The 12,462-nt window shown below is 62.0% G+C and carries 12 protein-coding genes; 8 read left to right on the top strand and 4 right to left on the bottom strand.

The window, feature by feature from the left end:
• Nucleotides 1–19 precede the first annotated feature (19 nt).
• A complete protein-coding gene (locus tag ACJ8IM_RS11730) occupies nt 20–709 on the top strand; it encodes a helix-turn-helix transcriptional regulator (protein ID WP_101455835.1) in 690 nt (229 codons plus the stop codon).
• 90 nt (nt 710–799) lie between these two features.
• Complete coding sequence (locus tag ACJ8IM_RS11725; protein ID WP_033638436.1) at nt 800–1,168, top strand: VOC family protein; 369 nt, start codon at nt 800–802, stop codon at nt 1,166–1,168.
• On the opposite strand, the gene tus is transcribed toward ACJ8IM_RS11725, so the two are convergent.
• Nucleotides 1,158–2,096, bottom strand: coding sequence for a DNA replication terminus site-binding protein (gene tus, locus ACJ8IM_RS11720; RefSeq protein ID WP_033654741.1), 939 nt, complete (start codon nt 2,094–2,096; stop codon nt 1,158–1,160). The two genes, ACJ8IM_RS11725 and tus, sit on opposite strands and share 11 nt — an antisense overlap.
• Before the next feature lie 332 nt (nt 2,097–2,428).
• Here tus and ACJ8IM_RS11715 point away from each other — a divergent pair, with 332 nt between their 5' ends.
• Both ACJ8IM_RS11715 and ACJ8IM_RS11710 read left to right on the top strand, forming a co-directional pair.
• On the top strand, nt 2,429–4,225 hold the full coding sequence (locus ACJ8IM_RS11715) for a glycoside hydrolase family 3 N-terminal domain-containing protein (RefSeq protein ID WP_101455836.1): 1,797 nt from the start codon (nt 2,429–2,431) through the stop codon (nt 4,223–4,225).
• A gap of 118 nt (nt 4,226–4,343) precedes the next feature.
• Nucleotides 4,344–5,630, top strand: coding sequence for a glycoside hydrolase family 10 protein (locus tag ACJ8IM_RS11710; RefSeq protein ID WP_172448766.1), 1,287 nt, complete (start codon nt 4,344–4,346; stop codon nt 5,628–5,630).
• 51 nt (nt 5,631–5,681) lie between these two features.
• On the opposite strand, the gene ACJ8IM_RS11705 is transcribed toward ACJ8IM_RS11710, so the two are convergent.
• Complete coding sequence (locus tag ACJ8IM_RS11705) at nt 5,682–6,950, bottom strand: MFS transporter (RefSeq protein ID WP_031300458.1); 1,269 nt, start codon at nt 6,948–6,950, stop codon at nt 5,682–5,684.
• 147 nt (nt 6,951–7,097) lie between these two features.
• On the opposite strand from ACJ8IM_RS11705, the gene ACJ8IM_RS11700 reads away from it, so the two are divergent.
• The 3 genes from ACJ8IM_RS11700 (at nt 7,098) to bioD (ending at nt 10,175) form a co-directional block, all read left to right on the top strand.
• On the top strand, nt 7,098–7,988 hold the full coding sequence (locus tag ACJ8IM_RS11700) for a LysR substrate-binding domain-containing protein (RefSeq protein ID WP_033638441.1): 891 nt from the start codon (nt 7,098–7,100) through the stop codon (nt 7,986–7,988).
• Between the two features lie 159 nt (nt 7,989–8,147).
• Nucleotides 8,148–9,365 carry a sugar metabolism global transcriptional regulator Mlc gene (mlc, locus tag ACJ8IM_RS11695; RefSeq protein ID WP_004938526.1) on the top strand — a complete coding sequence of 406 codons (1,218 nt, stop codon included), beginning with the start codon at nt 8,148–8,150 and terminating at the stop codon, nt 9,363–9,365.
• Between the two features lie 144 nt (nt 9,366–9,509).
• Nucleotides 9,510–10,175 (top strand): dethiobiotin synthase, encoded by a 666-nt coding sequence (gene bioD, locus ACJ8IM_RS11690; protein WP_033638445.1) that lies wholly within the window; start codon nt 9,510–9,512, stop codon nt 10,173–10,175.
• Between the two features lie 6 nt (nt 10,176–10,181).
• Here bioD and ACJ8IM_RS11685 read toward each other — a convergent pair whose 3' ends face one another.
• Nucleotides 10,182–10,676, bottom strand: coding sequence for a DUF2938 family protein (locus ACJ8IM_RS11685; protein WP_033654738.1), 495 nt, complete (start codon nt 10,674–10,676; stop codon nt 10,182–10,184).
• Nucleotides 10,677–10,744: 68 nt separating this feature from the next.
• Here ACJ8IM_RS11685 and ACJ8IM_RS11680 point away from each other — a divergent pair, with 68 nt between their 5' ends.
• The gene (locus ACJ8IM_RS11680; protein WP_033648225.1) at nt 10,745–11,137 is read left to right on the top strand and encodes a helix-turn-helix domain-containing protein; all 393 of its coding nucleotides are present in this window, start codon (nt 10,745–10,747) and stop codon (nt 11,135–11,137) included.
• Here ACJ8IM_RS11680 and clcB read toward each other — a convergent pair.
• Nucleotides 11,134–12,435, bottom strand: coding sequence for a voltage-gated ClC-type chloride channel ClcB (gene clcB, locus ACJ8IM_RS11675; RefSeq protein WP_033654737.1), 1,302 nt, complete (start codon nt 12,433–12,435; stop codon nt 11,134–11,136). The genes ACJ8IM_RS11680 and clcB overlap by 4 nt on opposite strands.
• Nucleotides 12,436–12,462: the final 27 nt, after the last annotated feature.

Genomic DNA, 12,462 nt, shown 5'->3' with positions numbered 1-12,462 from the left:
TTTTTGTGGAGAAATCAAGATGTCGCGCGCACAACGTTTACTCGATCTGATGCAGCTGCTGCGCAGCCGCCGTTATCCGGTGGCGGGCCATGTGCTGGCGCAGACGCTGGGTATCAGCATGCGCACGCTGTACCGCGATATCGCCACGCTGCAGCAGCAGGGGGCGGAGATCGCCGGCGAGGCGGGCGTCGGCTATGTGCTGCGCCCCGGCTTTATGCTGCCGCCGCTGATGTTCTCTCAGGCGGAGACAGAAGCGTTGGTGCTGGGCATGCGCTGGGTCAGCCGCCGCGGCGACAGCCAGCTGGCGAGCGCGGCGGGCCAGGCGCTGGCCAAGATCGCCGCCGTGCTGCCGCCGGCGCTGCGGGAGGAGCTGGAGGCCAACACGCTGTTGATCGCGCCGGTTCAGGCACCGCCGGTGGCGGATGCGATGCGGGTGCTGATCCGTGACACCATCCGCCACGAGCGCAAGCTGCATATCGACTATCTCGATCTGGCGGGGCAGCGCAGCGAACGCCTGCTGTGGCCCTTTGCGCTGGGCTTTTTCGACCAGCTCCAGGTGCTGGTCGCCTGGTGCGAGCTGCGCCAGGCGTTTCGCCATTTTCGCCTCGATCGCATTCAGGCCGCCATGCCGTTGGAACAGCGCTATCCGCGCGGCCGGCGGCGGCTGCTGAAAGAGTGGCGCCTCAGCGAGGGCATTGTGGAGCAATAGCGGCACGCTGCTGCCATAAACTGTCAGCCGCGCGCTTTAGTCTGTGCCTATCGGGAACCGGCCGGTTCCCATCACCCAGAGGACAGACCGATGACTCTTCCCAGCATGACCCTGCTTTACGTCGACAACCCGCTGAACAGCGCCGCCTTTTATCAACGCTTACTGGGACAGGCGCCGGTAGAGCTTTCTCCCGGCTTCGCCCTGTTCGTGCTCAACAACGGCTTTAAGCTGGGGATGTGGGCCAAACAGGGGGTAAAACCTGCGGCGACCCTGACCGGCGGCGGCGGTGAACTGGGCTTTTTGTGCCAGGATCCGCAAGAGGTCGAGGCGCGCTATAACCAGTGGCGCGAACTCGGGCTGCCGATTGAACAAACGCCGACCGAGATGGCGTTCGGTTACACCTTCGTGGCGCGGGATCCGGACGGCCATCGCCTGCGGGTGTATGCCCTCAGCGAGTAGCGTCGTCGGTATACAGGTGCAGGCGTGGCACCAGCAGCCGCAGCGGCCGGGCGTCGGGTTTGTAACGGTGTTTCACCGCGTCGACGTCGTAGTTGAGCAGCTCGCCAATCTTCGGCACCGCGGCGCCGTTTTCAACCTGACACAGGGCGATCAGCGGCAGCGGGCAGGGGTGTTGCACCTGTTTTTGCTGCTGCTGATACCACACCCGGGCGATCGGCTGCACTTTGACCGGCCGCTTGATTTTCAGCGTCGCGTGCTGCGGCAGGCGGCTGACGTCGTCTATCTCGCGGCTGACCAGGGCAGCCCACTGTTCACGGCTGTGCGGCGGCACCGCGCGGCCGGCTTTCAGGCTTTTCTCCAGCTGCGCCAGGATGTCGTCCCGCTTGACGTTTTTGATGATGTGCTTGTTGGCCCAGCCAAAGCGCACGGAGTCGGGATTGGTCAGGGCGGTGAGGGTGCGATAGGCGCTGAGGGTAATCAGCCCGTGCAGATGGGTGTGCACGAACTCGAAACGCTGCTCCGGCGCCAGGCCGGAATCGACGGTGATAATCTGTTCCAGCTCGCCCTTCAGGCGATTGATCAGCGCCAGCTGCGTTTGCAGCACCTGATACTCCGGCTGCTCCACCGCCAGACAGATGACGCCGGGCAGGCGAACGGCGGCCTTGCTGCTGACATTCTCCCGGTTATGGTGGATAAACAGCCGCTGATAGTGCTCCAGCGCCAGATCGCGCGCCGCTTGCCCCACATGCTGTTCGACCGCGATATGTGAGATGGCCTGATGTTCCTGGCCTTTTTCAACCTCCGGCAGGCTGAACACCCGCGCCGCCAGCAACCGCAGCGGGGCGATCTGCTGCTGCAGCGCGCCGAGCGCCTGCTCCAGTTCGGTAAAGCAGGCGTTCATCCGGCCTATCACATCGTATCTGCTCATCGCACCCTCCTATTTTAGTTACAACATACTATAGAAGAGTAGCAGACTGGGGGCAACATAGGCTACCGGGGAAAAGGCAGCTTCATTGGCCACCCGGCTTATCAGCGGAAAATACGCCATAACGGTCTTTGGCGGCAGGGCACGCAAGACACTCTGTATGCGTAGTGTTTTGATTATTTTATGGATTTTATCCTGTTCGTTTGTGTTTTGTTTAATCCATTTTCCGCACGCCGTTGTCCAAACGCTGGAACAAACGGAATGGCAGGACGCGATGAGCCCTTGGGGTTATCTTTTCTTCTGTCATTAACGGGCGCTTTAAACGGAGGTTCACTGTGGATATTAAACAGAAAGTCAAAAACATGACGCTGGAAGAGAAAATCGGGCAAAAAATCATGCTGGATTTTCGCTACTGGGATCGGAGCGGTAGCAGCAATCAGGATATGACCGTTCCCAATGAAGCCATTGGCAAGCTGATCGCCGATAACCACGTGGGTGGGGTGATCCTGTTTGCCAATAATCTGAAAGACAAGCAGCAGATCAACACGTTGACGGCCTGGTATGCCGCGATGAAAACCCACGCGGGCATACGTTTGTTTATTGGCACCGATAACGAAGGCGGTAACGTTTTCCGGCTGCCGCGCGGCGACTATGCCTCATTTCCCGGCAATATGGCGCTCGCAGCGGCGATTGAGGGCGGTGCGGATAAACATCTCGCCGTTGAACAAGGCAAACTGATGGCCCAGGATATGCGCGCGTTGCATATCAATACCAACTTTGCCCCGGTCGTGGACGTCAACACCAACCCGTTCAATCCGGTGATTAACGTTCGCGCCTTCAGCGATGATAAGAACACCGTTTCCCGTCTGGCAGAGAAAATGGTGGCGGGCATGAAACAGCAGGGGCTGATCACCGCTTACAAGCACTTCCCCGGCCATGGCAGCACCTCGACCGACTCGCATACCGGTTTGCCGCGCGTCGATCGCACGCGGGAAGAGGCTTTTGCCATCGATATCGCCCCTTACAAGCAGGCCATCGATCGCTGCGCGGCGCCGGACATGGTCATGACCGCCCATATTCAGTATCCGGCACTGGATAACCGCCAGATAGACACCCGCAGCGGTGAAAAAATCACGGTGCCGGCCACCATGTCGCATGAAATTCAGACCCAGATCCTGCGCAATGAATTGGGGTATGCCGGCGTAACGATTTCAGACGCGCTGGATATGGGCGCGATTGCCGAGCATTTCAGCCAGCAAGCGGCCGCTGAAAACGTCTTTGCCGCCGGGGTGGATATTGCCCTGATGCCTGTCAGCATCGCCTCGCCGGCCCAGGCGCGCTTGCTGCCGGAACTGATCCGTTACCTTGCGGACAGGGTGAAAATGGGGCATCTCAGCGAAGCCGATATCGATGCCTCGGTCGAGCGAATTTTGCGCCTCAAATTACGCCATAACCTGATGGGGCATCGCGAAGCTCCTTGTTCCAGCAGCGTTTCGTCCTCAGCGCACAAGCTGGAAAAACGCATCGCCGATCGCTCCATTACCGTGGTGATCAATCGCCACAGCCTGTTGCCGTTGAAGGACAAAACGCTGCGCTACTTTATTTTGACCCCGTGGGGCGAGCAGGCCAACGGCATTGCGCGCGTGATGGCGCAGGAGGGGTATCAGAACGTCGTTGCCGCGAAGGAAACGGAACTGAGCGATGCCCAGATCAGAGAGCATATTGCCGGCTGCGACGTGTTCCTGCTCGGAACGCTGTCAACCCGCTTTACGCCTGCCGAGCAGGATGGGGTGGTGACTTCCGCAACCGGAGCGGGCAATGACGGCAGCCCTTATCCGGGCTGGTTGAAATACGCTGCCGAGCAGGGGAAAAAACGCGTTCACCTCTCACTGCGCGCCCCTTACGATATCGTGAACTATGCCGCAGAGGTGGAGGCGGCCGTCGCCACCTACGCCTACTACGGTTATGACAGCGGCGTGTGGCGCGGCCCTTCGATGGTCTCTTTAGCGCAGGTGCTGACGGGTAAAATCAAACCGCAGGGCAAATTGCCGGTCAACACTTGGCATGACTACGATGCGGAAACCAATACGGGCAAGGTGGCGTTCCCTCGCGGGACTGGGCTGAGCTGGTGATGGGGTAAGGACACCGGCGTCGTCTGAAAAAGGCGACGCCGGCAGCTTGATAGCGGGCAGTTTCTTGCTCTGCACGTAACGACATGGGATAACCGTCACTCACGGAAGGAGAATCAGGATGCCGACAGGCGCAACAAAATTAGGCGGATGGCTGTTGATGGCCGCCATGCTGGGTGTGAGCGGATGCGCCAAGCCACCCGAACCGGAGAAGCCCCCGCGGCCGACACCGCCGATAACACCAATGAGGGGCATCTGGCTGGCCACGGTCATTGGCCTGGACTGGCCGCCGGCGGCCTCCCTGAATGCGGAAACCGCGCAAGAGCGGGTTTGCCAGCAGAAACAGGGGCTGACGGACGCGCTGGACGAGATGGTGAAAACCGGGATTAACACGGTCTATTTTCAGGTTAAACCGGACGGCACGGCCCTGTGGCGCTCAAACATCTTGCCCTGGTCTGAGGTGTTGACCGGCACCGTTGGCCAGGATCCCGGCTATGATCCGCTGGCCTTTATGCTGCAAGAAGCGCATCGGCGCGGCATCAAGGTGCATGCCTGGCTGAACCCTTATCGGGTTTCCATGAATACCCGCCCACAGACGATTGATGCACTCAATCATACGCTGCAGTCGCCGCCGGCCAGCGTCTATGCGCTGCATCCCGACTGGATACGCACCGCCAACGAGCGCTTCGTGCTCGACCCCGGCCTGCCCGACGTGCGCAACTGGATCACCGGCGTGGTGGCTGAAATAGTCAAAAACTACGATGTCGACGGCATTCAGTTTGACGATTATTTCTATTACGAAACGCCGCAATCGCCGCTGGATGATGAACGAACGTATCGCGCATACGGCAAAGGATTTGCAGACAAAGCCGCCTGGCGCAGAGACAACACGCTGCAATTGATAAAACAGGTGTCAGCCGCCGTCAAAGCATTGAAGCCCGAGGTTGCGTTTGGCGTCAGTCCGGCGGGCGTATGGCGAAACAAAGCGGACGATCCTGACGGTTCGGCGACGCGGGCAGGCGCGCCATCGTACGATACGGCCTATGCCGATACGCGCCAGTGGGTAAAACTGGGGCTGCTCGATTACATCGCACCGCAGCTGTATTGGCCTTTTGATCGTGAAATTGTCCGCTACGACGTGCTGGCCAACTGGTGGGCCGAGGTGGTGAAAGGCACGTCGGTTCGGCTCTATGCCGGGGTGGCCCTGTATAAAGTAGGCACGCCTGCCGCCGGCGAGCCGGCCTGGGCTGTCGAGGGCGGCGTTCCCGAACTGAAAAGGCAGCTGGATCTCAACGAAAGCCTGCCGGGAATGGGGGGAACCATCCTGTTCCGGCAACGCTATCTGACTGAGCCGCAAACGGATAAGGCGGTGGAGTACCTGCGCACCCGCTGGAAAACCGGTCAATAATCACAGGCACTGGCATGACACGCCGCGGCAAACCACCGCGGCTTTTTCTCTTCAAAGGCGCGCCGCTTCCGGCAGGCGTTTCAGGTAATGCACCACCAGCAGCGCCAGCAGCAGCATCAGGCTGATGAACGCCGCCACGCCATTCCAGCCGAAGCTGTGCCAGAACACGCCGCCGAGGGTGCCGGCCACGCTGGAGCCGACGTAATAACAGAACAGATACAGCGACGACGCCTGGCCTTTGGCGCGGCGCGCGCGGCGGCCGATCCAGCTGCTGGCCACCGAGTGGGCGGCGAAAAAGCCGGCGGTGAACAGCATCATGCCGATAAAGATCGCCGGCACCTGCGGCAGCGCGGTAATCAGAATCCCGATCAGCATAATCACGATCGAGGCCAGCAGCACCGGGCCGCGCCCGAAGCGCGAGGTGAGCGCGCCGGCCTTGGGCGAGCTGTAGGAGCCGGTGAGGTATACCACCGACAGCAGGCCGACGATCGCCTGGCTCAGGTGGTAAGGATCCGCCAGCAGGCGATAGCCGATGTAGTTGAACAGGGTGACGAAGCTGCCCATCAGCAGGAAACCTTCCGCGAACAGCAGCGGCAGGCCCTTATCGTGCCAATGCAGTTTGAAATTGATCAGCAGGGTGCGCGGGCGCAGCGAGCTGGCGCGAAAATGCCGCGAGGCAGGCAGGATGCGCCAGAACATGCAGGCGGCGGCGAGGGCGAACAGGCCGATGACCCCGAGCGACACGCGCCAGGAGAAGAAGTCGGTCAACACCCCGGTCACCAGGCGGCCGCTCATGCCGCCGATCGAGTTGCCGCTGATATACAGCCCCATCGAGAAGGCGACGAAGCTGGGATGGATCTCTTCGCTGAGATAGGTCATGCCGACCGCCGCCACGCCGCTCAGCGACAGGCCGATCAGCGCGCGCATCAGCAAAATGCCGTGCCAGCTGGTCATAAAGGCGCAGATCAGCGTGCAGACCGCCGCCAGCAGCAACGCCACCACCATCACCGATTTGCGGCCGATGGCGTCGGACAGCGGCCCGGTGAACATCAGGCCGATCGCCAGCAGGCCGGTGGAGACCGAGAGCGACAGGCTGCTTTCCGCCGGCGAGACGCCGAAATCTTGCGACAGCACCGGCAGGATCGGCTGCACGCAGTAAAGCAACGCGAAGGTCGCCAGCCCGGCGGAAAACAGCGCCAGCGTCACGCGCATAAACTGCGGCGTGCCGCGTTCGATGTAGGGGAGTTTGTTGTTGAGGGTGGAGCGTTTTACTTTTGGCGCAGCGGCCGCGTCATCGTTGGCGGCCAGCGTCGACGGCATCGCGGCCGCAGAACGCACAGGGGTTGTCACAGTGTTTCCTTACCGAACTTCGGGGAGATAAACAGACACTTTGCAGATAACAAAATGATAGGGAGCGGCGATTTTTTTGTCTAATATATTAATAATTAAAATTAAGACGTTTTAAATATGAATATCGAATTGAGGCACCTGCGTTACTTTATCGCCGTGGCGGAAGAGCTGCATTTTGGCCGCGCCGCCGAGCGGCTGCGCATCTCCCAGCCGCCGCTCAGCCAGCAAATCCAGGCGCTGGAGGAGATGGTCGGCGCGCGGCTGCTGGCGCGCAACAACCGCAACGTCAGTTTGACCCAGGCCGGGGAGATGTTCCTCAAAGAAGCCTATCAGGTGCTCGATCAGGTCGGGCGCGCGGCGGAAAAGGCGGCGCGTCTGGATCGCGGTGAACTGGGGGAAATGACCATCGGCTTTACCTCTTCCGCGCCCTTTATCGGCGTGGTGTCGCGCAGCCTGCGCGCCTTTCGTCAGCACTCGCCGCAGGTGCATATCAAAATGCGCGAAATCAACACCAAACAGCAGATCGAACCGCTGCTGAACGGTGAGCTGGATCTGGGGGTGATGCGCAACACGCGGCTGCCGGAGGCGCTTCACTATCAGCTGCTGCTGCGCGAACCGCTGGTGGCGGTGGTGCCGCAAGGGCATCCGCTGGCGGAAACGCCCGGCGGCGCGCTGCGGTTTCAACATTTGGCGCAGGAGCCGTTCGTGTTTTTCTCGCGCGAAGTGGGCACCGCGCTGTACGACGAAATTCTGCTGCTACTCGGCAAGGCCGGCATAACTCCGTACATCACCCAGGAAGTGGGCGAAGCGATGACCATTATCGGGCTGGTTTCCGCCGGGTTGGGGGTGTCGATTCTGCCGGCCTCTTTCGCCCGGGTGCGGGTGGACGGCGTGCGCTATTTGCCGCTGGCGGAACCCGACGCCACCACCGAAGTGTGGCTGGTGCATCACCGCCGGCGGCCGCTGACCGCTGCGGCGCAGGCGCTGATGGCGTTGATGCTCAAATGACGCCGAAACCGGGTAAATAAAACTCGATTCACACTGAAATTGCGAGGAATTTGTGCAGCAAATCACATAACGAATCAAATAGTTGACGCTGTATGACAAAAGCCCCACCATAACCCCTAGTCTTTATTTAGAAGCGCGAAAAATAGTAGGAGCAGGTTTGTGATTGCGGTTGGGCAGCCTGGGCATATCGATCAAATCAAGCAGACTAATGCGGGGGCGGTTTATCGGCTAATCGATCAACTGGGCCCGATTTCGCGCATCGAACTGTCAAAACGCGCGCAGCTGGCGCCCGCCAGCATCACCAAGATCGTGCGCGAACTGCTGGAAGCCCACCTGGTCAAGGAAACCGAGTACCAGGAAATCGGCAGCCGGGGCCGCCCGGCGGTGGGACTGGTGCTGGACACCGAAGCCTGGCATTACCTGTCCGCCCGCATCAGCCGCGGCAGCATCACGCTGGCGCTGCGCGATCTCAGCAGCAAACTGGTGGTGGAGGAACAGCTGCCGCTGGCGGCCGAACACCCCGAACCGCTGTTGAAACGCATCCTGACCGAAGTCGATCAGTTCTTTATCCGCCACCAAAGCAAGCTGGAGCGGCTGACGGCGATCGCCATCACGCTGCCGGGCATGATCGACGTGCAGTCCGGCGTGGTGCACCGCATGCCGTTTTACGACGTGCTGGAGATGCCGCTCGGCCCGGCGCTGGAAACCCGCACCGGCCTGCCGGTTTACCTGCAGCACGACATCAGCGCCTGGACCATGGCCGAGGCGCTGTACGGCGCCTCACGCGGCAGCCAGAACGTCATTCAGGTGGTGATCGACCATAACGTCGGCGCCGGGGTGATCACCGGCGGCCATGTGCTGCACGCCGGCAGCCACAGCGTGGTGGAGATCGGCCACACCCAGGTCGATCCTTACGGCAAACGCTGCTACTGCGGCAACCACGGCTGTCTCGAGACCGTGGCCAGCATCGAGAACATGCTGGAGATCGCCCAGCAGCGGCTGAGCGGCTCGATGAGCTCCAGCCTGCACGGCGCGCCGCTGACCGTTGAATCGCTGTGCGACGCCGCGCTGGCGGGCGATCAGCTGGCGCGGGACATCATCCTCGGCGTCGGCCACAGCGTGGGGCGCATTCTGGCTATCATGGTCAACCTGTTCAATCCGGAGAAGATCCTGGTGGGCTCGCCGCTCAACCGCGCGGCGGAGATCTTGCATCCGGCCATCGCCTCCTGCATTCGTCAGCAGGCGCTGCCGGCCTATAGCGAGCAGGTCAAGGTCGAATCCACGCAGTTCTTCAATCAGGGCACCATGCCCGGCGCGGCGCTGGTGAAAGAGGCGCTGTACAACGGTTCATTGCTGGTGCAGCTGCTGCAGGGCTAACATCAGAACTTCTTATTAATCCCGCAAAAGATTGAGCTACCTCAAGCCCCTATGAGGGCGCATCCCCTAGAATTTTTCCGCAAGACTTCTTCGCCGCCGGTGCGGCGACACATTGTTAACGGGGCATTCTGGGGCATTTTATTCATGTTGAAGCGTTTATTTGTGACAGGCACGGATACCGACGTCGGTAAAACCGTGGTTTCCCGCGGGTTGATGCAGGCGCTGGCCGCCGATGGCCGTTCGGTGGCCGGCTACAAGCCGATCGCCGCGCGCTGCCAGGAAACCAGTGAGGGCATCCGCAATAAAGACGCTTTGGTGTTGCAGGCCACCTCAACCCTGCCGCTGTCCTACGAGGAGATCAATCCCATCACCTGCCTGGATGAGGTGTTTCACGCGCATGCAACCGAGGACATCAACTATGGCGTGATGAGCAGCGGTCTGCGCGATCTGTCCGCCAAAGCCGACACGGTGGTGGTGGAAGGCAGCGGCGGTTGGCGGGTGCTGATGAACGATCTGCGGCCTTACGCCGAGTGGGTGGTGCAGGAACAGCTGCCGGTGGTGCTGGTGGTGGGCATCAAACTGGGCTGCGTCAGCCACGCGCTGCTGACCGCGCAGTCGATCATCAACGACGGTCTGCCGCTGCTGGGCTGGGTCGCCAACCGCATCAACCCGGGGTTGGCGCACTATGCCGAAACCATCGCGGCGCTGCAGCAGCGCATTCCCGCGCCGCTGCTGGGTGAAATTCCGTATCTGCCGCGCGCGGAGCAGCGCGAACTGGCGCACTACCTCGATATTTCCACGCTGCTGTAAGCTCGCTCAGGCGCAGAGCGTCGCCAACAGCCGGGCGGCGATCAGCAGGCCCAGCCCATACACCGTGTGGGTGAGCAGGCTGAGGAGCCGCGCTTTTCGTGGGTAGGCGGTTTTTGCCGCCGCCACGCCAAAGCCCAGCGCGGGCTGCATCACCAGAAATGGCGCCGCCAGGCTCAGCCAGCCGCTCAACAGCGCGATGAGCGGCTCCGGCGTCGCATACCACTCGCTGCCCGCCAACCCGAGCGGGATAAAGGCAAACGCGATGCCGATGGCGTAATGCAATATCCAGCCGATTTCTCTCTCTCCCCGGCGCGGCGGCGCCGTAACGATGGTGGCGTGAAACCAGCGGCCGTCGAACATGCCGAGAAACCAACGGCCCACCAGCGCATAATCGAGAGAAGGGATGTCGAAGCGCCGCTTCAGCAGCAGCGCCCACAGATCCATACAGAGGGTGGCGCCGGCGCCGGTTAACAGGATGCGCACTAACAGATCGGGGGTCATAGGGTGTCCTTGGCTCAGTGACGTGATAATGTGCGCACAGTGTGCAACTTAAAGTCGGCTTCAAGTCAATGGCAAAAGAACTGGATATCGGCGCGGTGGCGCGCCTGAGCGGAGTCGCGCCTTCCGCGCTGCGGCATTACGAGAAAAAGGGGCTGATCGCGTCGACGGGCCGCCACGGTTTGCGCCGCCAATACGCCGCCGGCGTGCTTGACCAACTGCGGCTGATCGCGCTGGCGCGCCTGGCCGGTTTTACGCTGGACGAGATGAGCGCCTTGTTTGACGAACGGGGCAAGATAGCGCTCGATCGCGGGCTGCTGGCGGCGCGGGCGGATGAACTGGATCGCCATATCCAACGCCTGATGCAGGTGCGCGACGGGCTGCGCCACATGGTCGATTGCCCTGAACCCGAGCACCTGCAGTGCCCGCAGTTCAGGAAAATCCTGCAGCAGGGCGAGTTCTAAGCCTCGCGTTTGGGCGGCGGCGCCGAGTGATACACCGACACCGGCCGCAGGCCGCGCGACACGGTGGTGGCGATCACGCACGAGAGCAGAATGCCGGGCAGCAGCGCGTATTCGCCGGTCATTTCAAACACCATCAGCGCCGCCATGATTGGCGCATGGGTGGTGGCGGCCAGCAGGGTGGCCATGCCGGTCAGCGCCAGCAGCAGCGGCACCGCCGCATCCATGCCCGGCCACAGGCCAAACAGCTGACCGATGATCGAACCGAGCGCGGCGCCGACGAACAGCGTCGGGGTGAAGACCCCGCCCGGCGCGCCCGACCCGCTGCTGGCGAGGATCGCCAACAGTTTGCACACCAGGATCGCCCCCAGCAGCAATACCCCCGGCGGCGCGATCAGCAGCGCCTGTACCACGCTGTAACCGTTGCCCCACACCTGCGGGAACAGCAGCGAAAGCAGCCCGACGATCAGGCCGCCCAGCGCCAGCTGCAACGGCGGCTTCAACCGCAGCGAGCGGAAGGCATGGCCGGTGGCGGTCATCAGCCATAAAAACAGCGGCCCACCGGCGCCGGCCACCACGCCGACCAGCGCCATCAGCAGGTATTGCGTCGGCAAGGGGGCGGCGAGCGGCGTCACCAGATAGAGCGGCGCCTGGCCGCCGTTGAGCAGGTTGGTCATCAGCAGGGCGCTGACCGCGGCGATCACCACCGGGCCGAGCGAGGCCAGCATCAGGGTGCCGAACAGGATCTCGGCGATAAACAGGCTGCCCGCCAGCGGCGCATGATAGGCGCTGGCCATCCCGGCGGCGGCGGCGCAGGCCACCCACAGTTTCCATTCTTTCTCGTGCGTAAAGCGCTGGGCGAACAGCGAGCCCACCAGCGCCGCCAGCAGGATCATCGCGCCTTCGCGGCCGATGGCGCTGCCGCTCGACACCACCAGCAGCGACGCCAGGCACTTCACCACGCTGGCGCCGGTGTCCAGCTTGCCGTTGCCGGTCTCGATCGCTTCCATATAGTCGGTGGGCGCCGCCGGGCGCTGGTGGCGGTAGCGCTGATGCATATAAAGCAGCAGGCCCGCCGCCAGCCCGCCCAGCGCCGGAGTGAGGGCGCGCCGCCAGCCGGGCAGCGCGGCGGCGGCGGCCACCAGGCTGCCGTCGGCATTGCCGAGCAGCAGCCACTCGAGGCCAATCATCGAACGGTGGAACAGCCACACCGCCAGGGCGGCGGCGACGCCGATGAACACGGCGATAAACAGGCTGCGCAACAGGGCGCGATAGTGGTGCAGGTGGACCAATCTTTTCATGCGTGGGCGGCGTCGTGAGAAAAATCA

The organism is Serratia sp. CY33525, from assembly GCF_052169115.1.
GTDB classification, from domain to species: Bacteria; Pseudomonadota; Gammaproteobacteria; order Enterobacterales; family Enterobacteriaceae; genus Serratia; species Serratia sarumanii.
Note: the sequence above shows the minus strand (reverse complement) of the source record. Positions and strands in the feature narration are given on the sequence as shown.

What these genes read in the sequence shown, in the direction of transcription:
- ACJ8IM_RS11705 (WP_031300458.1), bottom strand. Translation starts at nt 6,950, where the DNA reads ATGCCGTCGACGCTGGCCGCCAACGATGACGCGGCCGCTGCGCCAAAA.
- clcB (WP_033654737.1), bottom strand. Translation starts at nt 12,435, where the DNA reads ATGAAAAGATTGGTCCACCTGCACCACTATCGCGCCCTGTTGCGCAGC.
- ACJ8IM_RS11725 (WP_033638436.1), top strand. Translation starts at nt 800, where the DNA reads ATGACTCTTCCCAGCATGACCCTGCTTTACGTCGACAACCCGCTGAAC.
- tus (WP_033654741.1), bottom strand. Translation starts at nt 2,096, where the DNA reads ATGAGCAGATACGATGTGATAGGCCGGATGAACGCCTGCTTTACCGAA.
- ACJ8IM_RS11730 (WP_101455835.1), top strand. Translation starts at nt 20, where the DNA reads ATGTCGCGCGCACAACGTTTACTCGATCTGATGCAGCTGCTGCGCAGC.
- ACJ8IM_RS11685 (WP_033654738.1), bottom strand. Translation starts at nt 10,676, where the DNA reads ATGACCCCCGATCTGTTAGTGCGCATCCTGTTAACCGGCGCCGGCGCC.
- ACJ8IM_RS11680 (WP_033648225.1), top strand. Translation starts at nt 10,745, where the DNA reads ATGGCAAAAGAACTGGATATCGGCGCGGTGGCGCGCCTGAGCGGAGTC.
- ACJ8IM_RS11710 (WP_172448766.1), top strand. Translation starts at nt 4,344, where the DNA reads ATGCCGACAGGCGCAACAAAATTAGGCGGATGGCTGTTGATGGCCGCC.
- bioD (WP_033638445.1), top strand. Translation starts at nt 9,510, where the DNA reads ATGTTGAAGCGTTTATTTGTGACAGGCACGGATACCGACGTCGGTAAA.
- ACJ8IM_RS11700 (WP_033638441.1), top strand. Translation starts at nt 7,098, where the DNA reads ATGAATATCGAATTGAGGCACCTGCGTTACTTTATCGCCGTGGCGGAA.